Source organism: Treponema brennaborense DSM 12168, from assembly GCF_000212415.1.
Classification (GTDB): Bacteria; Spirochaetota; Spirochaetia; order Treponematales; family Treponemataceae; genus Treponema_F; species Treponema_F brennaborense.
Map to the genome: position 1 here is coordinate 1,218,797 of NC_015500.1, position 21,267 is coordinate 1,240,063.

21 protein-coding genes are annotated in these 21,267 nt (G+C 47.9%); 17 read left to right on the forward strand and 4 right to left on the reverse strand.

Going from position 1 to position 21,267, the window contains the following annotated elements; all coding sequences use genetic code 11:
* Positions 1-29 precede the first annotated feature (29 nt).
* The 13 genes from TREBR_RS05185 to TREBR_RS05240 all read left to right on the forward strand — a co-directional run bounded on the left by TREBR_RS05185 (position 30) and on the right by TREBR_RS05240 (position 10,840).
* A complete protein-coding gene (locus TREBR_RS05185; RefSeq protein WP_011988845.1) occupies positions 30-893 on the forward strand; it encodes an aminoglycoside 6-adenylyltransferase in 864 nt (287 codons plus the stop codon).
* Entirely contained in the window at positions 847-1,104 is a 258-nt protein-coding gene (locus TREBR_RS14040; protein ID WP_011988844.1) for a hypothetical protein, read from the forward strand. The genes TREBR_RS05185 and TREBR_RS14040 overlap by 47 nt, the downstream gene beginning before the upstream one ends.
* A 29-nt stretch (positions 1,105-1,133) precedes the next feature.
* Entirely contained in the window at positions 1,134-1,322 is a 189-nt protein-coding gene (locus TREBR_RS14045; RefSeq protein WP_011988843.1) for a cysteine-rich KTR domain-containing protein, read from the forward strand.
* A 487-nt stretch (positions 1,323-1,809) separates the two neighbouring features.
* Positions 1,810-2,229, forward strand: a complete 420-nt coding sequence (locus tag TREBR_RS05190) for an RNA polymerase sigma factor (RefSeq protein WP_009064814.1) — start codon at positions 1,810-1,812, stop codon at positions 2,227-2,229.
* Between the two features lie 455 nt (positions 2,230-2,684).
* On the forward strand, positions 2,685-2,885 hold the full coding sequence (locus TREBR_RS05195) for a hypothetical protein (protein ID WP_013758162.1): 201 nt from the start codon (positions 2,685-2,687) through the stop codon (positions 2,883-2,885).
* Positions 2,886-3,026: 141 nt separating this feature from the next.
* The gene (locus TREBR_RS05200) at positions 3,027-3,290 is read left to right on the forward strand and encodes a DUF6870 family protein (RefSeq protein WP_009064822.1); all 264 of its coding nucleotides are present in this window, start codon (positions 3,027-3,029) and stop codon (positions 3,288-3,290) included.
* A 140-nt stretch (positions 3,291-3,430) separates the two neighbouring features.
* On the forward strand, positions 3,431-5,110 hold the full coding sequence (locus TREBR_RS05205; protein WP_013758163.1) for a recombinase family protein: 1,680 nt from the start codon (positions 3,431-3,433) through the stop codon (positions 5,108-5,110).
* Between the two features lie 102 nt (positions 5,111-5,212).
* Entirely contained in the window at positions 5,213-5,518 is a 306-nt protein-coding gene (locus tag TREBR_RS05210; RefSeq protein WP_013758164.1) for an SH3 domain-containing protein, read from the forward strand.
* Positions 5,519-5,706: 188 nt separating this feature from the next.
* Positions 5,707-6,648: an NADase-type glycan-binding domain-containing protein gene (locus TREBR_RS13545; RefSeq protein WP_013758165.1), complete on the forward strand. Its 942-nt coding sequence runs from the start codon at positions 5,707-5,709 to the stop codon at positions 6,646-6,648.
* Between the two features lie 386 nt (positions 6,649-7,034).
* Positions 7,035-7,946: an Rpn family recombination-promoting nuclease/putative transposase gene (locus tag TREBR_RS05225; protein WP_013758166.1), complete on the forward strand. Its 912-nt coding sequence runs from the start codon at positions 7,035-7,037 to the stop codon at positions 7,944-7,946.
* A 549-nt stretch (positions 7,947-8,495) separates the two neighbouring features.
* Positions 8,496-8,684, forward strand: a complete 189-nt coding sequence (locus TREBR_RS14275; protein WP_156786610.1) for a hypothetical protein — start codon at positions 8,496-8,498, stop codon at positions 8,682-8,684.
* Positions 8,685-8,770: 86 nt separating this feature from the next.
* Positions 8,771-10,258 carry an acyl-CoA carboxylase subunit beta gene (locus tag TREBR_RS05235; protein WP_013758167.1) on the forward strand — a complete coding sequence of 496 codons (1,488 nt, stop codon included), beginning with the start codon at positions 8,771-8,773 and terminating at the stop codon, positions 10,256-10,258.
* 117 nt (positions 10,259-10,375) lie between these two features.
* Entirely contained in the window at positions 10,376-10,840 is a 465-nt protein-coding gene (locus TREBR_RS05240; protein WP_013758168.1) for a hypothetical protein, read from the forward strand.
* 60 nt (positions 10,841-10,900) lie between these two features.
* On the opposite strand, the gene bilS is transcribed toward TREBR_RS05240, so the two are convergent.
* From bilS to hflK, 4 genes are read right to left on the reverse strand one after another with little or no spacing between them, the layout of a single operon-like run.
* Positions 10,901-11,422: a flavodoxin family protein BilS gene (gene bilS, locus TREBR_RS05245; protein WP_013758169.1), complete on the reverse strand. Its 522-nt coding sequence runs from the start codon at positions 11,420-11,422 to the stop codon at positions 10,901-10,903.
* 1 nt (position 11,423) lies between these two features.
* The gene (locus tag TREBR_RS05250; RefSeq protein ID WP_013758170.1) at positions 11,424-13,250 is read right to left on the reverse strand and encodes a hypothetical protein; all 1,827 of its coding nucleotides are present in this window, start codon (positions 13,248-13,250) and stop codon (positions 11,424-11,426) included.
* Entirely contained in the window at positions 13,250-14,233 is a 984-nt protein-coding gene (gene hflC, locus TREBR_RS05255; RefSeq protein WP_013758171.1) for a protease modulator HflC, read from the reverse strand. The genes TREBR_RS05250 and hflC overlap by 1 nt, the downstream gene beginning before the upstream one ends.
* Positions 14,233-15,198, reverse strand: a complete 966-nt coding sequence (hflK, locus tag TREBR_RS05260; protein WP_013758172.1) for an FtsH protease activity modulator HflK — start codon at positions 15,196-15,198, stop codon at positions 14,233-14,235. The genes hflC and hflK overlap by 1 nt, the downstream gene beginning before the upstream one ends.
* Positions 15,199-15,471: 273 nt before the next feature.
* Here hflK and TREBR_RS05265 point away from each other — a divergent pair, with 273 nt between their 5' ends.
* The 4 genes from TREBR_RS05265 to TREBR_RS05280 all read left to right on the forward strand — a co-directional run bounded on the left by TREBR_RS05265 (position 15,472) and on the right by TREBR_RS05280 (position 21,260).
* Positions 15,472-16,092 (forward strand): TetR/AcrR family transcriptional regulator, encoded by a 621-nt coding sequence (locus tag TREBR_RS05265; protein WP_013758173.1) that lies wholly within the window; start codon positions 15,472-15,474, stop codon positions 16,090-16,092.
* 150 nt (positions 16,093-16,242) lie between these two features.
* Entirely contained in the window at positions 16,243-18,078 is a 1,836-nt protein-coding gene (locus tag TREBR_RS05270) for an ABC transporter ATP-binding protein (RefSeq protein WP_013758174.1), read from the forward strand.
* The gene (locus TREBR_RS05275) at positions 18,078-19,826 is read left to right on the forward strand and encodes an ABC transporter ATP-binding protein (protein WP_013758175.1); all 1,749 of its coding nucleotides are present in this window, start codon (positions 18,078-18,080) and stop codon (positions 19,824-19,826) included. The genes TREBR_RS05270 and TREBR_RS05275 overlap by 1 nt, the downstream gene beginning before the upstream one ends.
* Before the next feature lie 84 nt (positions 19,827-19,910).
* Positions 19,911-21,260 carry an MATE family efflux transporter gene (locus tag TREBR_RS05280; RefSeq protein ID WP_013758176.1) on the forward strand — a complete coding sequence of 450 codons (1,350 nt, stop codon included), beginning with the start codon at positions 19,911-19,913 and terminating at the stop codon, positions 21,258-21,260.
* Positions 21,261-21,267 lie beyond the last annotated feature (7 nt).

A 21,267-nucleotide genomic window follows, 5' to 3' on the forward strand; every position in this document is an offset into this window, starting at 1 on the left:
TTTATCTTCACTATAAAAGGAGACACAGTATGCGATCAGAAAAAGAAATGATGGATTTAATCATAGCAGTTGCCAACAATGATGTCCGCATTCGTGCGGCCTACTTAGAAGGTTCACGTGCAAATCCAAATGTACCAAAAGATATCTTTCAAGATTATGATATTGTATATGTTGTTACAGAAACAAGGTCATTCAGAGAGGACAAAGCCTGGATTGATCGATTTGGTGAGCGCTTGTATATGCAATATCCAGAGGAAAATATCTACTACACTTCTGATGTTGAAAATTGCTATGGTTGGCTAATTCAATTCACTGATGGAAATAGATTGGATTTACATGTAAAGACATTAGAAAATGTACTTAATAGTCTAGAATTGTATAAAACACTAGTTGACAAGGACAATATCATGCCTCAAAAACAAGTATTGTCCGATGAAGAATATTGGGTGAAAAAGCCGGTGCCAAATCAATTCTATTGTACATGTAATGAATTTTGGTGGTGTTTAAATAATGTGGCGAAGGGATTATGGAGGAATGAGATTCCATATGCAATGGATATGATAAATTTTCAAATAAGGCCAATGCTTAGGCGGCTGCTGGAATGGAAAATTGGGATTGATAATGATTTTTCAGTCAGCGCAGGGAAATCCGCAAAATACATGGACAAGTATTTGCCGAAAGGGATTTATGAACAATACTTAGAATCTTATTCGAAAGCACAAATAAACGCTATATGGGATGCTGTTTTTCTCATGTGCGATTTGTTTCAGAAAATTTCTTTGGAGGTAAGTGAGAAATTAAATTTCCCCTACGATTTGACAGAAGCAAGAAATAGCAAGAGCTACCTTGAGCGCGTTAAAAGCTTACCGTCCAACGCAACAGAAATATACTAGATTTGCCTATTGCGATGAAGAGGAAGCGCTTTGCCTTAAGGAATACGAATATAAGCGCAAGCAAAATAATACACCCGAAGATATGTTTATACAAATTGATATTCCACTGACATTGGTACATCAATTTGAACTTATGAAAAACGCCGGTTTTAAAACGGTTGAAGTTTTGTATCAAAATTGTGGAACAGTAATTATTAGAGCAGAAAAATAGCAACTAATGAAATGATGTAGGGGGTGATAATGATTGAAGTTCAATGGTTACTATGTCCTATATGTGGCAATAAAACAAGACTGAAAATTAGGAAAGATACAATCCTCGAAAACTTCCCCCTATACTGTCCCAAATGTAAACAAGAATCTCTAATCAATGTGCTACAACTCAATATGTCAGTTATCAAAGAGCCAGACGCAAAGACGCAGAGCCGATAATCAATGAGTACATATCTCTTGATTATCGGCTCTTTTCATATAACAATTTTCTGTTATACGATTGCTGACAAATTTAACAGACATACAAAGCCGTCATTTTCCGTTAAAAATCGGAAAGAGTATACCTGTAATTCTTCTTATTCTGGCGGCTTTGGGATAAGGAGGTTTTTATGTACCCCAAAGCATTTTTTTCTCTGAGAGAAACGCCGCCATATTGTGACGGTTTAATATAGCAGAAAAATTTCATTTACATAGTTTAAAAGTATTATATCAACTTGTGGGCGGCTATTGCGCCCATTTTTTATTCGACACCTTTCGCGCTAATTTGCGTAAAGGTGTTTTTTTGTATCCTTTTTTCACTGACAACGTATGGAACAAGCCTTGTCACTTCGGGCCAACTTGGCCCGAAGTCCGACCTCGCTGTCGTTCCCCTCCCGCTCCATTTCGATTCACTATTCCCTAAAAAATCGAAATGGAGGAACGCCTTATGGCAAAAATCAATCTGCGGGATTATTACCCGTTTTATAATTCAGACTTTTTTGTTGAGATATCAGATGAAATCAAGGACGCTTTGCTGGAAGCAGAACGTTTGGAGAAAAACTACATTCGCCGCCGCTTCTATAACAAAGCCCACTATTCGCTGGACGCTGACGACGGGATCGAAAAGGATATTCTTTTTGAATCCCTTTCCCCTTGCGAGATTTACGAGCGTAAAATTACTTCCGAACAACTGCACTCCGCAATCGCTTACTTGCCGGACAAGCAAGGAAAACGAATTTATGCCCATTACATACTCGGTATGAGTAAATCCGATATTGCACGGGCAGAGGGTATAAATGAAAAAGCCGTCAGAGTTGCTATTGAGAAAGGGTTGAAAAGCATGGAGAAATTTTTGAAAAAGTCTTAATTTCCAGTTCCGAATTTGCCTTTCAAATCACACGGCTATTAGAAGGAGTTTTTTCTCCATCTGCCGTTCTTTGACAACTGAATACAGATAACCCGGATACGTTCAATCAAAAGGGAGCCAAGCCACAGGGTACGCCAAAACCGCCCGTTGAAAGGGGGAAAAACCAAACGGAGCGTGAGCGATTCCTACCAACTGTGACAGAGCAGATATGGCAATCTACCCGGCGATAATCTTTTGATTGGTACAATGATACTTACGGTTTGAACGCGTCACAGTATTGACCGTCGCGCCATCAGCATGGGGCGGGGTGAAATTCCCATGAGGGCGGTTGCCGCCGCCTGTCCGGGTTATCCTCTTATTTACCATATAGGAGGCCGCGCCGGGCATTTCTGTCTAATGACAGCCCATTCTTTCCCGGCGCGGCACTCCCCCTATTCTGGCATAGGAGAATCGAAATGGAAAAAGATATGAATTTATCGGAAATACTGCCTGAACTGTGGAGCAACAATGCTTGTCGCGGCTATGTCATTTGGGCAATGGAAAGCTGTGGTTTTAGCTCTGATGATATTCGGCGCGTGGTTATGGAACTGAACGAAAGATTTGACTTCAAATCCATTCACGAAGCAGACGGGCATTACCGGAACAGTCCCTATTGACTTCGGGCCAACTCGGCCCGAAGTATGAGGAAAGATTAACAGCCATCACTTTTGCTTATAAAGTGGTGACTGTTTATGTTTCCTCATAGGACAGCAGGAAACATAAAGTACATTTTTCATTTGAGAAGGAGGCACAAAGCGATGGTAAATCTGGAACAGATCATCACAATGCAAGATGTGGATATTGCCACAGTGGATAAATCACAGTTGACAGATGTTAGCGGAATCGACTTTGATAACAGCCTGCCTCAAAGGGAACGTGCGGCACATATTTTGAAGCAGGTAAAAAACCCTTACTGCTTCCGTCATGGAGATACTGCGGTAAAGGTAGAGTTCCCGGAGGACGGCCCCCCTTTGCAGGATGTAATTACAAACTTTCTTATACGGCAGAAAAGCGGCCTGTAATCGGTCATGCCACTTCGGGCCAACTTGGCCCGAAGTCGGTAATATCAGCTATCTAACGGTATTTTTAAGCCCTCGACAACATTGTTCGTATTATGCTGAAATGGTATAATGTAAGTGTAATGTGATAGGAAGGAGGAAGCATGGCACGAACCAAAAACAGGGAAACAAATACTGCTGTTTCTCAATTTTCGTATAATCCTACACGGTGGAATCTTGCAAAATATATCCGGTTATCCAAAGAGGACTTGAATCGTGGCAAGGACGACAGCAACAGTGTCACCAATCAAAAAAACTTGCTTGATGATTATTACAGACAGCACCTTGATGAATTTGAAAGCGCCGAAACCTATGTTGATGACGGTTGCACAGGTACAGACACGAACCGGGCAGATTTTCAAAGACTGCTGGCCGACATTTACGCGAAAAAGGTAAACTGCGTGATTGTCAAAGACCTTTCCCGTCTTTCCCGTAACTATACGGACGCCGGGAGCCTGATTGAAAATTTGTTTGTTCAGATGAATGTACGCTTTATCAGCTTGGCAGAGGGCGTAGACAGTTATTTGAACCCTGACAGCGTATCAAGTATTCTTGTTCCTATAACGAACGTAATGAACGACCAGTATTGTTACCAAACTTCAAAGAAAATCCGTCAGGTGTTTGACTACAAGAAACGTAATGGCGAATTTATTGGCTCCTATGCCCCCTATGGCTACATCAAAGACCCCAATGATAAACACGCTTTGTTGGTAGACCATGAAGCCGCCGAAGTGGTAAAGCAGATTTTTTCCATGTGTCTAAGCGGTATGACCGTCAGGGCTATTGTGAATCATCTGAACGACCACGGTGTTATGTGTCCTTCCGTTTACAAGCAAAGTCAGGGATTAAAGTACAAATGCCCCAACGGACAGACACAGCCCATGTGGAGTACCATTACTATCAGCAATATGCTGAAAAATCCCGTCTATGTTGGAGATATGGCACAGGGGCGAAACCGTGTGAAAAGCTACAAGATACACAAAATCGAAGCTGTACCTGAAAAAGACTGGATTGTTGTCCCGAATACCCATGAACCGATTATTGACCGCGAAGCCTTTGAAAAGGTTAAGCAACTGCTAAAGCGTGACACCCGCACTTCTCCAAAACAGAAACAGCTTTATCTGTTTAGCGGCTTTCTCCGCTGTGCGGATTGTGGCCGGGCAATGTCGCGGATAGCAAGCAAGGAATTGTACGTTTACTACCAATGCGGAACATATAAGAGCCTTTCTAAAAAAGCCTGCACTATGCACTCTATTAAAAGCACAAGGCTTGAAGCGGCTGTACTCTATGCAATCCGGCAACAGGTACATCTTGCAGTCAGCTATTCCGCTATTGTATCAAAAATTAACTTGGCTCCGCTCAAAAAAAGCCAGTCGATACGGCTGAATGAACTGATTACCGCAAAAGAAAAAGAGCTTACCAAAATCATGCGGTACAAGCAAGCACTTTATCAGGACTGGAAAGACGGTCATATCACACATAATGATTACCGCCACATGAGTGAAGATTATGAACAGCAAAATGAAGCCATTGGCACAGTGATTGCCAATCTGAAAAAAGAGCGGGACGAACTGGAAAATGGCATTGACACCGAAAATCCTTTTTTAGCAACTTTCCGAAAATACGAGAACATCGACAAGCTGACAAGAGAAATCTTAATCGAACTGGTTGACCATATCAAAGTATACGAGGGCGGCGACATAAGCATACGGTTTAAGTTTGCCGACGAGCTGCGCCGCATTATCCAGTATATCGAAGTCAACTCGCATTTACAGGTAGGATAAGACACCTACACACGAACAGAGCTTGTTGGTTTTCCTAATATATAACACTCATATGAAGATACAGAGGGGTGGTGTTTTGGAAAAGATCTTGTTATTGAAGGTATGAATTGGGAAGAAAAGAAAAGTCTAAGAGGGCAATACGTTACAGAAGATAGTTTGATATCGCTAATTGTAAAAGAAACAAATAAAGATTTAGCAGCAATCAACGACAGCCGAGTGCGAGTACGTTCAGAACCAAATCTAAAGTGTGAAACACTTGATTATGTAAACAAAGGGGACTCTGTAAAAATTCTGGACCGAAGTACCGACAAACAGCAAATAGGCGATATGAACGATTACTGGTACAATGTAGAATTGCAAAACGGCACAAAAGGCTGGGTCTACGGAGCATATATTGATTCGTTGTAGCACACTCCCTACGGATGAATTGCTTTACCGTTTTACAACCAGACAGCAATGCAGCAAATGTTTTAAAATCGATGAGTGGTTCAGATTATTACTTCAAATCATTTTCAACAACAATTAGATTTATTTAAGTACTGGGGAATATACAATGGATATGAGTTTAACATAAAACTAGAGGGGAAAGTAAGGCCATGAAAAAAATTATTGGAATAGTATTAGCTTTAACGATTACAGGTGTAATTTTTTGTCAAGAAATCAATTGGTTCCCATATTCCTTTGAAAATGAGACATGGGATATTTCGGGTTTTGAAAATGAATATATTATTATTTTTCTTTCACCGGGGAATTGCATAATTACACAAGTTTTTGATAATAATAAAAAGGTTGAAGATGGATTTGTTTATATTGAAGATAGTAATAATTCACAAAAACCTCTTTATTTGTTAGAAGGTCAGAATATATTGATTGCATCAGGATATTATTTATATGGCTTCCTATATCAATCGACATTAATTTATGAAGGAATATCAAATTGGTTAGAATTTAAGGCTGAAAAATTAGCTACTCCAAATGGAGAAGATGATATTCGAGGTTTTACATTATATGAAACAGGTATAAATAAAATAACAGCATCATCGTATTTAAAAGAAACTATAAATGGTAAAGTTATAAGTTATACACCTGATTTTTTTATAGATAAAATTTTTCTTCAACATACACATGATACCTTCAATATTTGGCACTATGATTCTTATACAGCGCCCTGGGTAGAAGGAGTAAAAGGCCATGGAATAGGAGAATGGCTCGATGTTGAATTCAAATATAAATCTGATGAAATACAAATATTAAATGGATTTGTAGATTTTAGACGGATGAATCTATATCTTGATAATAGTAGAGTGAAAAGAGTACTAATAGAATCGGAAAATCCGAAGTTTTCAAAAGAATATAATTTAGAAGATATTGTAAAATATAATGTTATACAATTACCGGAAAAGACTGATAAAATTCGTATAACCATAAAAGATGTATATCCTGGGCGGAAATGGGATGATACATGTATTTCATCAATTTTAATTACAAACCCTGATTTACCACCACGAGAAAAACAACTTGAAGAAAATATGACATAAAAAAATAGGCAAAGATGAAGCTTATTGGTATAAAGTAGAAACGGACGTACACTGAAGCCAAGATAGAAGGGCTTCTAGGCTATACAATGCAGTTGTCTTTATTCAAAATATCTGATTTTCAAAAAAAACTTGCTTGATGCAGCAAATTCACTTCATTTTCTCCCATAATATATATGCCGAGTGAACGGTACCGATTATCGGAAATCGCAGCTATTTGCTGAGCCGCGGCCGGCGCTTTCGGCCAACGTTGCCCGGTTGCCGGATACGCGGCCAGTCGCTGAGCCGAGCCGCCGTCTTTGGCCAACGTTGCCCGGTTGCCAGAACTGCTGCCACCCACCGGCGGCAACCGGCACCGTCCGCTCGGAGCGTCATATACAGGAGAGACCATGAACGCAGATTTTCCCCGCTGGGAAGACGTTACCATCACCAACGACTTCTTCTTCGCCTATTCGATGCTTCACGACACCGAACTGTGCCGTCTCCTTCTGCGCACCCTGCTCAAGCTGGACGCAAAAGAAATCACCTACGTCAACACGCAGGAAACGCTCGCCGCCGCACCCGGCTCCAAAAGCGTCCGCCTCGACGTGCTGCTCGAAACCACCGGTGAAATCGTCAACGTCGAAATGCAGACGACCTCCGAGCCGAACCTGTTCAAACGGATCCGCTATTACCAAAGCTCCATCGACATCGGCACCGCACAGCGTGGCGTTGATTACGACGACCTGAAAAAGCTGTACGTTCTGTTCATCTGCACGAAGGATCCGTTCGGCGAAGGGCTGCCGCGCTACACGCTCAGAACCGTCTGCGACGAGCACACTGCGCTCGACGTTCGGGACGAACGGTTTGCCGTCGTCTATAATGCCTCAGCGTATGAAAACGAGCTTGATTCTGAAACGGCGGCCATGTTACACTATATAGCGGAAGGCGGAACGGACACGGAGACGGCAAAGAGCTTTGCCGAACGGGTGTTCAAGCTGAAAACCGACGGTGCCGCCAAGGGGGCGTTCATGAAGTACGAGATAGAAATCAAACGCATCCGTAAGGAAGGCTTTGCCGAGGGCGAATCCCTCGGTTTTGCAGCGGGCCGTAATGAGGGCATTGCTGAAGGTGAAACACGCGGCATGGAAAAAGGCAGAATTACCGGCATTACGGAAGGTCGCACACAAGGTAAATCCGAAGAAAAATACGCTACAGCCGGCAACCTCTTATCTATGGGAGTGCTTACGCCGGAGCAGATTGCCGCTGCTACGGAATTACCGCTGGAAACCGTGCGGGAGCTCGCTTGCAGGGAAGAATAAAAACCGGCGGTCTGCATAATCCGAGCGCCTCAGTATAATCAGCACAGGTTCAAACTATCCTTCCGAAGCCGCAATTCATTTTTTGTTCGCATGTCCGGTTCCGCGCCTTCCGAAAGCCGCGTACGCGGCGTCTTGGCAGTATCATATTTCTTTGTCACTTTCGCGTCTGTGCGCTCTTTACGCTCATATCCGATGATGCGGCGGACAACGCTGTCGTTTTCCTGCTTCACGAAACAGCTGTCGTTCTTTCCGTACGGACGGCAGTGTGTGAACGTGATGTCGTGTTCCTCGCTCCATCCCAGCAGTGCACTGCGTATTTTTGAATTTTATTGCAAAATGATTTAGTTCATGTACAGTGAAGAAATCGGAATTATCTGATATATCAGAAGAAGCATCAGAAATTGTGCAATCGGAATTATCTGAGGGTCAAACCGACGTTTGGAGAGAAAGGGAATATCCTCTTTCATGGTATGAGGGTACATGGCTTTCATTAGCTTGCGGTTATGATTCAAAAGATAAAGACGGTTAGATGTCAGTGTTGCAGATAGTGTGTATTATTTTAATAATAAATCAATCATTTTACACGTTGGTGATATTGATGTAGCAGGGTATCAACGAGAAAATATAATAAAAGAAGTAGCGCTGAATGATTGGTGGTATAAAGAAATAGTACTGCTGTTTGTGCTTTCAGACCGCCAGGTCGGTTGGCCTTATGTACGGGCCGCGCAGTCTGCTTGACACATCGGGCGAATCGGTATATCATAAAAATGACATTATAACTAATTTTGTCAGTTTGATACTTCCTGTAGAAAGTGAGGGTACGTATGGAATACAATGTTGAAAAACAGCATGCAAAAGGTAAACTTCATGCAATCGAACGCATTCACGCGCTCGTCGATAAAGATTCTTTTATGGAAATCTATTCAGGTGTAAAACACAATTGTACCAGTTTCGGTATGGACAAAAAAGATATTCCGTACGACGGCGTTATCACCGGTTTCGGCACGATTAACGGCAAAAAAGTCGCCGTTTACGCGCAGGATTTTACCGTACAGGGCGGCTCGCTCGGTAAAATGCACGGCGATAAAATCGCTCAGCTCATCGATATGGCGATCGACGCGCGCTGTCCCGTCATCGGCATCAACGATTCGGGCGGAGCGCGCATTCAGGAAGGCGTAAACTCGCTGGCCGGATACGGCGAACTGTTTTATCAGAACGTGCGCGCCTCCGGTTATATCCCGCAGATTTCGATCATTGCCGGTCCGTGCGCGGGCGGAGCGGTGTATTCGCCGGGAATTACCGACTTCATTTTTACCGTGGATAAAATCAGCTATATGTTTATCACGGGACCCAAAGTCGTCAAAAGCGTCATGTTTCTTGATATTACCGAAGAAGACCTCGGCGGCGGCACGGTGCATTCCCAGAAAAGCGGCGTAACGCATTTCCGCTGTCCCGATGAAAGCGATTGTTATTCAAAAGTGCGCGCGCTGCTCGATTATATTCCGCACTATTACGGAGAAAGCGTTTCCGCACAGAAATTCAAGTTCGATGAAAAGAAAAAAGCAAAGAAAATAGAAGCAGTTATACCCGAACGCAGTACGCAGGGATACGATATCCGCGACGTAATCGATTGCGTTACCGACGACGATTCGTTTTTTGAAGTCGCCTCCGAATTTGCGGTGAGCGTCGTTACCGGTTTTGCCCGCGTCGAGGGAAAAACGGTCGGCGTTATCGCGAACAATCCGGCGGGACTCGGCGGCATCATGAATTGCGACGCTTCGGACAAGGCCGCACGCTTCGTCCGGTATTGCGACGCGTTCAACGTTCCGCTTTTGAACCTGGTCGATATTCCCGGCTTCATCCCCGGTCCGCAGGAAGAGCAGAAAGGCATTATCCGCCACGGCGCAAAGCTGATTTACGCTTATTCCGAGGCGACGGTGCCGAAAGTAACCGTCATTACGCGTAAAGCGTACGGCGGTGCGTACATCGCCATGTGCTCGAAGCATTTGGGAGCCGATTTCGTGTTCGCCTGGCCAAAGGCCGAAATCGCCGTCATGGGTGCGGAAGGCGCTATCCAGATTCTGTACGCCAAAGAGCTCAAAGATCCGGCGCAAGCGCAATTGGTCGCGCAGAAAACGCAGGAATACAAGGATACGGTCATGACGCCGAAAACGGCGGCGGAGCGCGGATATATTTCGGAAGTTATCAATCCTGCGGAAACGCGCGCTAAAATAGCCCAGTGCTTCCGTCTTTTGGACAATAAGAAACCGACGGCAAAAATCGAGAAAAAACACGGCAATATTCCGCTGTAATATCCGGATGTTTTCATTGACAATACGAAACGGTATGAGTACATTTAAGGTGTAACTTTTTACAGATACACAGCGCCGTTTACGGCGGGCGTATCCGATATTTTTTGGAGGTTTAGAATGAACAAGAAGATTTTAGTTGTTGCGGCCGTTTTGATGATTGCCTGCGCCGCGGGTGCGTTCGCGTTCGGTATCGGTATTCAGGGCGGCGGCGGATACCCGGCGCCCGGTAATGCCGGCGTTACATTTAAATTGGATTCGCTTCCGCTCGTTTTTGCGGCGAACGCTTCGTTCGGCGACAGTTTCCGTATCGGTGCAACTGCCGATTACTGGGTGTTGAACGATACTATCACCGGTCCGCTGAACTGGTTTATCGGCGGCGGTGTGGGAGCGGGATTTTCCGTCGGCAGCGACTTCGCCGTATTGCTGACGGCCCGCGTGCCGGTCGGTCTCAATATGTTTTTGGTAGACGGATTTATCGAACCGTACGTACAGGTTGTTCCGGCGCTCGGCCTTAACTTCGGAAGCGGTTCACTGTTTAACTTCGTGTTCGACGCGAATCTCGGCGTAAGATTCTGGTTCTAAATTAAGGTCGGCAGGGCCCCCGCCGCCGCGGCGTTTTCAAGCCGTGTGCGGGTCGGCCCGTTACTGCAGCTGCCGGATATATCCGGCAGCGAGCCGTACCAGCTTTTCCGCATCCTGCTCGTCGGGATGCGATTGTGCCGCGTCAAAATTATCGAGCAGCTGCTGCGTTCGCTCGGGATTCTGCGCGAGCTGCGATTCATACCGCTGCCGAACGGACAGCGGCATCTTTCCCTGACACATATACGAGCCGACGACCGTATCGGAAGCATCCGTATGCTGCCGGACCCGCTGCACTATCCGGTCAAAATAGGCCGGCTCTCCGCCGAATCCGGCCGTTCCGAACAGAAATATATTTTTATTCCGCAGTTTTTCCAGAAAGCCGGATATGTCCCCGGCGCAGTCGCCCTTATCGGTCCAGAATCCGGTAAAAATCAGATCAGCCCGTTCGGCTGCCTCTGCTGCCGTATCCGACGCCGGTGAACCGAAATAAAGACAGTCGCTTTCAGGCAATGCCTTTTTGAGCGCCTGCGCCAGAAGGGCAGTGTTGCCCGTCCGGCTGCTGTACACGACGGCGTATTTCATTCTAAAGCTCCCCGTTCCGTTCAAGCACGTCGAATGCCGATTGCAGGTTGAACCGTGCGTAGATTTCCCGGGCGCCGCGCAGTAATTCCGCCTGCGTCGGAAGCCAGCGGTACGTCTCACGCATCGACTCCACCGCGTCGGGAACGTACCCGTCCGATATTTCAAGGGCTTTCAGATAATCGGTTTTGAACCGTTCCGTTTCAAACGGAATCTCCTCTTCGGTGATTCGTATGTCCGTAACGTACCAGCTGTTCTTCTTGTAGGTGAGCGTTACGGTGTCGCGATGCAGTCCCGCAGTAAAAATATCCATACCGCCGTTACGCACGAAGTAATACGTAACGTTGAACGTGCGTGTGTCGCCCGTTTGCAGCGGTTTTCCGTTTTCTTCGGTAACGGGAACCGGCTTGTCTTTTTTTGCATACGGAACGACCGACGTGTCTGCGGGAATTCCGTCTATGCGGAAATCGGTCAGACCGAAGATCCAAAACGATGTTTCCGTCTTGAAATACGGCCAGGCTTCCGGCGTAACGGTACCCGACTTCTGTTCCATGCTTTCGCGTACTTTTGCGGTAACGTAAAAGCCGGATATGGTGTCCAGCAGCGTTTTTGTGCCGGAGCCGCTGCACATATGCTGCATTTGCGTGATGTTCATCGTGTGCATACCGGTGTACAGCGATTCGCACACTTGCCGCGCGCTCAGACCTTTTGCCGTCGGATTCGCTTGCCGGTCCGAGATAAAGACGGCGACGGCGAGCGCGGTAACAGCGGCGGCGATGGCGGCGATTTTCAGGCCCGATGCGTTTTTACGGATAAAACGGGTGCGCTTGATCCTTGTGCGCAGTGATTCGGAAAACGCCGCCTTTTCTTTTTCCGCGGCGAGCAGCGTCTGTGCATCGGCGTTCGGTTTTACGATCCGTTCGGCCGGAACGGGTTTTGCCGGAATCGGCGCTTTGACGGCCGTACGTTTATTTTTTACCTGAGTGCGCGCGGCCGCTCTGCAGCTCAGATTGCCGTTCACGACGGCGGCCAGTTCCTTGTCCGCTCCGGGAGCGGCGAGTTCCAACGGAATGAAATTCCGGTCAAAGTAATCTTCGTGCCGCCGGTCGGTGTAGGGCAGCGGATACGGCAGCGCCGAAGCGACGTATCGGTACGCATATACGGCTTCGGTGAACCGGAGCGCGTCGGCGTATTCCAAGCCCGGATGCAGATAACAGCCTGCGAGCGTCGAATAGTCGACTTGCGGCCGCGATTCGGCTGCGCGTATGAACAGCGTCTGCGGCAAAAACAGAACCGTACCGTCCGGCGCGGCGAGCGTGCCCGCCGGTCCTGTCTGAGGTAAGGGAAGATGCTGCGCGATCGCCGCTTCAAGCGCACTGCAGACGGCGCGGACGGCGTTTCCGCATTCCCCGTCCGTACCTGAATCAAACAGTGAAAGCAGCGGTTTGCCTGCGAACGCGGAACCGGTTACGCGGATATATCCGTCGAGTTCGTGCGTCTGCGTGAACGTCCACGGGGTGAACGACCAGGTACCGAAGTCGTGCGGGACGGCGGTTCCGCCTTGCGCTGAAACGCCGCCTTGCGCGAACGCTTCACCTTGCGCTGAAACGCCGCCTTGTGCGGACGCTTCATCTTGCGCTGAAACGCCGCCTTGTGCGGACGCTTCACCTTGCGCTGAAACGCCGATACGCCGCTGCGGTACCGCGACGTATCCTTTTTCTTCCAGATACGGCATCAGCCGCGCTTGGGCAAAGTCGCGGCCGTCCATATTCATATCCAATTCAATCGCGGAATCAGATACGAGCAATATGTCGGCAGGCTGTCTTTTCATCAGTATTTACCGTCCGATGCGTACATGTATTTGAAGTAGTCCATATTGGTGCTGTACGTTGCGTCGAAGTTCGGCAGCGTCGATTTATACGATTCCATGCTTTTCCAGAACGCGTAGAATTCGGGATCTTTGGCGTACGCCTGCGCGTAAATGCGGGACGCTTCCGCGTCTGCCCGGCCTTTTTCTTCTTCCGCTTTCCGATACGCTTCGGACTGTATCGTCCGTTTTTCGCTTTCGAGTTTACCGAGCCATTCGGCTTTTTTGCCTTCACCCAACGACCGGTACGCCTGCGCGACCTGATTGCGTTCTTTTATCATGCGACTATAGACGCTTTCGGTCAGTTCGTCCGAATATTTTATCTGGCGCGGCACGATGTCTATCAATTCGATGCCGTATTCCGCCACCATTTTGCGCGCTTCGTTCGCCATTTCCTGACTGAGCTGCCGGCGGCCTTTGGCGACTTCTTCGGATTCGGTACTGACGTTGACCAGCGCGTCTATCTGCGCCGTTTCCGCTTCATCCATCGCGATCAGCGGATTCGCCGCGTCCCGTTCGTTTATGATGTTGGAGCTGCGCACTACTTCGGCAAGTCTGTTCTGCGTGATGACGGTACGCGTTGCCGAGTCGATAATGTCGCCGAGGCGGTTGTACGCCGCGTCTATCGTCTTGAACGACTGATAGAACAATCCGGGATCGGAAATCCGCCAGCGGCTCGTGGAATCCACGATGATAAACTGGTTTTCTTTAGTCGGAATGCGCTGGGAATCACCGTCGAGCGACAGAATCAGCTTGGGATACGTGGTAACGATGTCGATCACCGGCACGCGCATGTATAACCCCGCTTTGGTACGGGTGCTGACGATTTCGCCGAAACGGGTGACGACCGTCTGATACCCTTCGTTTACGATATAAAAAGGCCCCATCATCAAAAATACGATAAGCAGTGCGGCTACGACGCCTAATGTGATCCATACTTTTTTCATTACTGGGCTCCTCCGGTCAGTGTTTTTACGGGAAGTACGTTGTCCAGCTGCCCGTCGATAAGGCTTGCGTTTTCTTTTGCTTTGAAAACTTCTTCCATCGTTTCGATATACAAGCGTTCACGGGTTATTGCCGGTGCTTTGCGGTATTCGTCGTACACGGAATTGAAACGGGCGACGTCGCCTTTCGCGCGGTTTACGCGCTCGGCCGCGTATCCTTGTGCTACTTGTACTTGGCGGTCGGCTTCTCCCTTCGCTTTCGGGATTTCGGAGTTGTACGCTTCTTTTCCTTCGTTTATGAATCGGTTCATATCCTGAATCGCTTTGTTGACGTCTTCAAACGCGTCCTGCACGCCCGCCGGCGGAACGATGTTCTGCAGCCGTACCGTCAGCACGTTGATACCCAAACCGAATTGCTTGAAATTTTCGTTCATCAGCTCGAGCGCCTGACTTTCGATTGCGGAACGTTCGCTTCCCATGACGTCCAAAATGGCGCGGTCGCCGACGAGCATGTTGACGACGGACTGCGAAATGTCGCGGATAGTCTGATTCCGTTCTTTTACGTTGAACAGCCACGCCGCCGGATCGACGATGCGATACTGAATGATCCATTCGACGTCGACGATGTTCAAGTCGCCGGTCAGCATGGTGGATTCTTTGGTAATTCCGTTCTTATATTGATTGACGGAACCGGATTTGATCGTTTGAAAACCGAATTGTTCGGTCTGAACGACTTTAACCGGCACGTTGTAATTCCGGTCGATCCCGAACGGCAGCTTGAATTGCAGACCCGGACCTACGGTCTTCGAGTATTTGCCGAACCTCGTGATAACGGCCTGTTCCGTTGCGTCGACGACGAAAAAACTGGTTGCTCCCGCAGCGAGTACGACGACGACGACGATTGCCGTCATAAGCATAAAAGGCGTGAGTTTGACTTTTCTTCTGCCCGAGTTGGGATTTTCTTCCATAATACTAAATGACCTCCAATAGCTGTAGCGACTATTCTGATAGTTACAAGATACGGTACTTTTACTTCAAAAACAAGAAAAATAGTACTGTTTCGCTGTAAAAACGATAAAACATATGCTATTATATCAAGTATACTGTAAGAAGGAGCTTTTTGTAACATGCCGCGTACTGAAAATCGGAAAAAAATGAAAATGCCGCCGTTCACCGCCTTTCGGCGGGTGCAGTGTGATTGCGGCGGGTACATTTAAATCGGAAAGGACGGCTCAAATTCCATGACAGACAAAGCAGATAAAACGCGGCAGCGTATACTTGAGAACGCAAAAACGGAATTCCTCGGCAAGGGTTTTTCCGGTGCGTCGCTGCGTACGATTGCAAAGAACGCCGGAGTTACGACGGGTGCACTGTACGGCCTTTTTTCATCAAAAGACGACTTGTTCGAGGCGCTCGTCGGCGAACACGCTTCATTTTTTCTCAAGGAGTTTTCGGAAGCGCAGGATACATTCGCTTCTCTTGCGCCGGGGGTTCAGGTTGACACGATGCACGCCAACTCAAACAGCGTTCTGGAAAAACTCCTCGACTACATGTTCGATCATATTACGGCGTTTCGGCTCCTGCTTTCATGCTCGGCAGGTTCGCGGTACGAGCTTTGGCTTGAGCGGCTCATAACGATTGAGGAAGAGTCGGCAAAAAATTTTATGGCGGTGCTGAAATCACAAGGCCGGCAGACAGAAAATTTGAGCGACGAAATAATTCATATGCTTTCGGGGAGCTTCCTCCACGGTGTTATGGAAAACGTTGTTCATGAAATGCCCAGAACCCGCGCGGTTGAAAATATCCGTATGCTCCAAAAATACGCCACCGCGGGCTGGAATGCGCTGCTCGGATTGGATTAGTTTTGTTCCGCATATCGGTTTAGGGAAGGGACTGCTGTCCTTAAAATTGATGATTTCACAATTACCTCTTGTATAAAAATTATAACAGTATTATATTCCTCCTGCCGTTGTTTGTGTAAAAATTAGCAATGGCTAACTAATGGAGGCTTTATGCAGCATAATGAAAACGAAAAGCCCGGCTGGCTTGGCCAGCTGAAAAGGCTTCTGCCGTATGCGGGGAAATTCAAGTATTTGACATATGCCGCTTTGATTCTTTCAGGAATCAGCGCGGTAGTTACCGTCGTTCCGTATGTTTATATCTGGAAAATACTTAGGGAAGTCATCACCGTCATGCCCGATTTTTCGATGATAACGGAAGCGCCGCATAACGGATGGATGGCGCTGCTTTTTTCGCTTGTCGCGATCGTTGTGTATGTGGGAGCGCTGATGTGTTCGCATATTGCGGCTTTCCGAATTGCGTCCAACATCAGAAAAACCGCTTTGCGCCATGCCGTCGCTTTGCCGTCGGGGGTGTTCGATACGGAAGGCAGCGGCAGAATTCGCAATATCATCGACCAGTCCAGCGCTGCGACGGAAACGTTCCTTGCGCATCAGACGCCGGATATGATCGGCGGGATGGTAACGCCGGCTGCGATTCTTGTGCTCCTGTTCGTGTTTAATTGGAAGCTCGGCGTTGCGAGCCTCATTCCGGTTGTCGCTGCTTTTTCAATTATGGCTTGCATGACGGGAAAGCGCATGGTCGAAAAAATGAGGCAGTATAACAACGCGCTTGAAGACATGAACAACGAAGCCGTGGAGTACGTGCGCGGTGTCGCCGTCGTAAAAACTTTTAATCAGACGGCATTTTCCTTCAACAAGCTGAAAAAATCAATTGACAATTATTCTGCATGGGTAATTGAATACACAAATGCCCTGCGGAGACCCATGTGCTGGTTTACGATTTTCGTGAATGCGGCTTTTGCGTTCTTGATAGCGTTTGCGTTTCTGTTTGAAAACGGTCTTGCGTCAGGCGCGGCGGCAGCGGACATCGTTATGAAGGCTGCGCAGGACGGCTTTTTGTCGGATTTTCTCTTTTATGTCGTTTTCACGCCGATCATTCCGGTAACGTTGCTCAAAATCATGTACTCAAGCGAAAACAACATGGTCGTAAACGATGCGATGAACCGGATAGAGTCCGTTTTGAGCTTAAAGCCGTTGAAAGATGCCTCGACGCCGAAAACTATGGAAGGAAACTCAATCGGGTTTTCACAGGTGAGCTTTAAGTACGACGGCGGCGCAGACTACGCGCTGAAAAATGTCAGTTTCACGGTTCCGGACGGCAAGACCGTAGCGCTTGTCGGGCCATCCGGCGGCGGCAAAACGACGCTCGCATCCTTGGTTTCACGCTTCTGGGACGTGAATTCCGGTTCGATTAAAATCGGCGGAACCGATGTGCGCGACATTCCGAAGGAAACGCTGATGGAAACAGTCTCATATGTTTTTCAGAATTCCCGCATTCTGAAGATGAGCATTCTTGACAACGTGCGGCTCGGAAAACCCGCTGCAACCCGCGAGCAAGTGCTGGACGCCCTTAAAAAAGCCCAGTGCGACGATATCATAGAAAAACTTCCTGCCGGAATCGACACGGTGTACGGCTCGAAGGGAACGTATTTTTCCGGCGGTGAGTGCCAGCGGCTCGCATTGGCGCGAACGATTCTGAACGATACGCCGATTGTCGTTCTTGACGAAGCGACCGCCTTTGCGGATCCCGAGAACGAACATCTCATGCAGAAGGCGTTTAAGGAACTTTCCAGAAATAAAACCGTAATCATGATAGCGCACAGACTTCCTGCCGTTAAAGACGTTTCGTGCATTTATGTGCTTGCTGACGGAGAGTTGAAGGAATCGGGCACGCATCAGGAGCTTCTTGCAAAAGAGGGATTGTACAGATCCATGTGGGATGAATATCAGAAGTCGGTTGCCTGGACAGTGGGCGGAGGTAGATAATGATTGAATCTTTGATGAAAAAGTTCGCACTTTCGAGACAAGGTGCGTTGGATTTGGTGAAAGCCGTCACGGCAACCGTTATATGCGATCTGCTTATGATGATGCCGGTGGGCCTTCTGTATCAGCTGATTATGCAGATGCTGCCGGCCGCGGCCGGCGGAACTGCCGGAACGGATAAAGTGCACGGTGCCTTGTTCTTTGCAGCCGCGATTGTTGCAGTACTCGTAATCCTGTACGTCATGAATCATATAAAATACAACTGCCAGTACCTGAACACGTACAAGGAAAGCGGAGTGCGCCGCATAACGCTTGCGGAAAAGCTTCGGCAGCTGCCGCTTTCGTTTTTCGGCAAAAAAGATGTCGCTGATTTGACGACGACAATCATGGCGGACTGCACGATGCTCGAGCAGGCTTTTTCGCACTATATTTCGTCATATTACGGTTCGCTCATTTCAACCGTGGTGATGGCGCTGTGCCTTCTCGCTTTCAACGTGAAAATGTCTCTGCTGAGCTTGTGGCCGATCGTCGTGGCGCTGCTTATCGTGAATCTCACCGAAAAGATTCAGCAGAAAATCGGCAGAAAGCACATCGGTGCAAAGCTTGATTTTGCCGACGGCATTCAGGAGTGTCTTGAATCGCTCCGCGATATCAAGGCGAACAATGCGGAAGCCAGATGCCTTTCTTCCCTTGATGAGAAAATCGACAGGATAGAAAAAATCCACATAAAGGACGAACTGACCGTTGCGTCCTGCGTCGTTACGGCGCAGATGATCTTGAAATTCGGCATTGTCTCGACGGCACTCGGCGGCTGTGTTTTTCTTGCGAAGGGCGAGATAAACCTCCTGATGTTCGTTCTGTACATGATCGTCGTCTCCCGTATTTATGATCCGATGTCAAACTCTCTCCAGAATTTGGCCGCGATTATAAGCACCAAGCTCAATATTGCGCGTATGAGCGAACTGGAGAACTATCCTTCACAAACCGGCCGCATCAAGGGAATTGAAAACTTCAAGCCTGCAAACAGCGACATCGTGTTCAGCCGTGTCGGGTTTTCGTACAACTCCGGCGAGACCGTTTTGAAGGATGTGTCGTTCACGGCGAAACAGGGCGAGGTTACGGCGCTCATCGGACCTTCTGGCGGCGGAAAATCGACGGCAGCTCGGCTTGCTTCCCGGTTCTGGGATGCGGACACCGGTTCCATAACGCTCGGCGGAATTAACGTGAGTGATGTCGATCCGGAGACGCTCCTCACGAAGTTTTCCATTGTGTTTCAGGATGTAACGCTTTTCAACAATACCGTAATGGAAAACATCAGAATCGGGCGGCGCGGTGCAACGGACGAAGAAGTCCGTCAGGCTGCCCGCGAGGCGCAGTGCGACCAGTTCGTCCTGAAACTGCCGCACGGCTACGACACGGTGATAGGAGAGAACGGATCGAACCTTTCCGGCGGAGAGCGCCAGCGGCTTTCCATTGCGCGCGCCCTTTTAAAAGACGCGCCGGTCATTCTGCTTGACGAGGCGACGGCCTCACTCGACACGGAAAACGAGACGCAGATTCAAAAAGCGATTTCGCGCCTCATCAAAAATAAAACCGTGCTGATTATCGCACATCGTATGCGGACGGTGGAAAAAGCCGACAAAATCGTGTTCCTTGAAAACGGCACTGTCTCCGAACAGGGAACGCCCGGCGAACTGCTTGCAAAGAACGGCCGCTACGCAACGATGGTAAAACTGCAGAGCGGAAAATAAAGTAAGAACGGAAAACAAGGCCGTATTAAGGAAAGAAATATAAACGCTGCCGCGAAACGCGGCGGCCTTTATCAAGGAAAGAAGATGAATAAATCTGTTGATACTCGGACAATGCTTCTGACGGAAAATCCCTGGAAGCTCATGGTTTCGCTGAGCTTGCCGTCAATCGTCGGCATGGTCGTAATCGGGCTGTATTCGTTTATGGACGGCGTGTTTGTCGGCCAGCTTATCGGCAGCGCGGCGATGGGCGCAGTTGCCGTTTCGTATCCGTTCACGCTTATAAACAGCGGAATCTCAACGCTCGTCGGAATGGGTTCTGCGTCTGTCCTGTCGCGGGCAATCGGCAGAAAAGACAAAGAAACGATTGACAAAATAATGGGCAACTTGATTGTGCTTGTTGTGCTTCTTTCGGTAATCGTTACCGTATTCGGTATGATTTTTACAAAACAGCTGCTTATTTTGAGCGGCGCGTCCGGCGAGGTCCTTTCTAACGCGGTGCGCTACCTGCGGATAATTTTTATCGGCTCGCTTTTTGTAAACTTTGCACAGGCGTCCAACATGATTATGAGGGGCGAAGGGCTTTTGAAGAAAGCGATGATTATCATGGGCGGCGGCGCGCTTTTGAACATCATCCTCGATCCGATTTTCATTACCGCGCTCAAAAGTTCCGGCAGGGGAATTGAAGGCGCCGCAATCGCGACCGTCATAAGTCAAGTATGCCAAGCGGCCGCAATGCTGTTTTATTTTGTAAAGCAAAGCAAGACGGTACGTATCCATGCGCTGAAATTCGACGGCGCGCTTACAAAAGAAGTAGCCGGAGTGGGCGTTTCCGCAATGCTCATGCAGGTGATGACGCTTATCCAGCAGACAATCATCTTTAAAGTAACGGCGAGCACCGGCGGTGAAAACTGGCAGATTCTCATCGGCGCGGCGCTTAGAATTCAGGCGTTCGCGTTCATTCCGCTGTGGGGAATCAGTCAGGGATTCCAGCCGTGTGCCGGAACAAACTATGGCGCAAAGGACTTTGGCCGCGTCAAAAAACTGATGCGCATTTTCATAATCGGCGCTACGGTACTCGCGGCGGTTTTCTATATTCCGATTGAGCTGTTTCCGGCAAAAGTTCTCGGAATGTTCATCACCGATTCGTCGATCGTTTCGATGGGCGTTTCCGATTTCAGAATTATGTTCAGTTCCTATATTCTGATGGGCTTTATGATAATAAGCGCGACGCTCTTCCAGTCGCTCGGCAAGGGCGGCAAGGCGGCGTTTATGTTCGTGGGAAGAATCGTGTTGTTCTTTCTGCCGCTCATTCTGCTTTTGCCGCGCACGCCGCTCGGCATTCACGGAGTATGGATTGCAATCATGACAGCCGACACGCTCGTAACGGTCATCGGTTTTGTGATGGCACTTGCGGAGCTGAGAAAACTGAAGTAACGCGGCA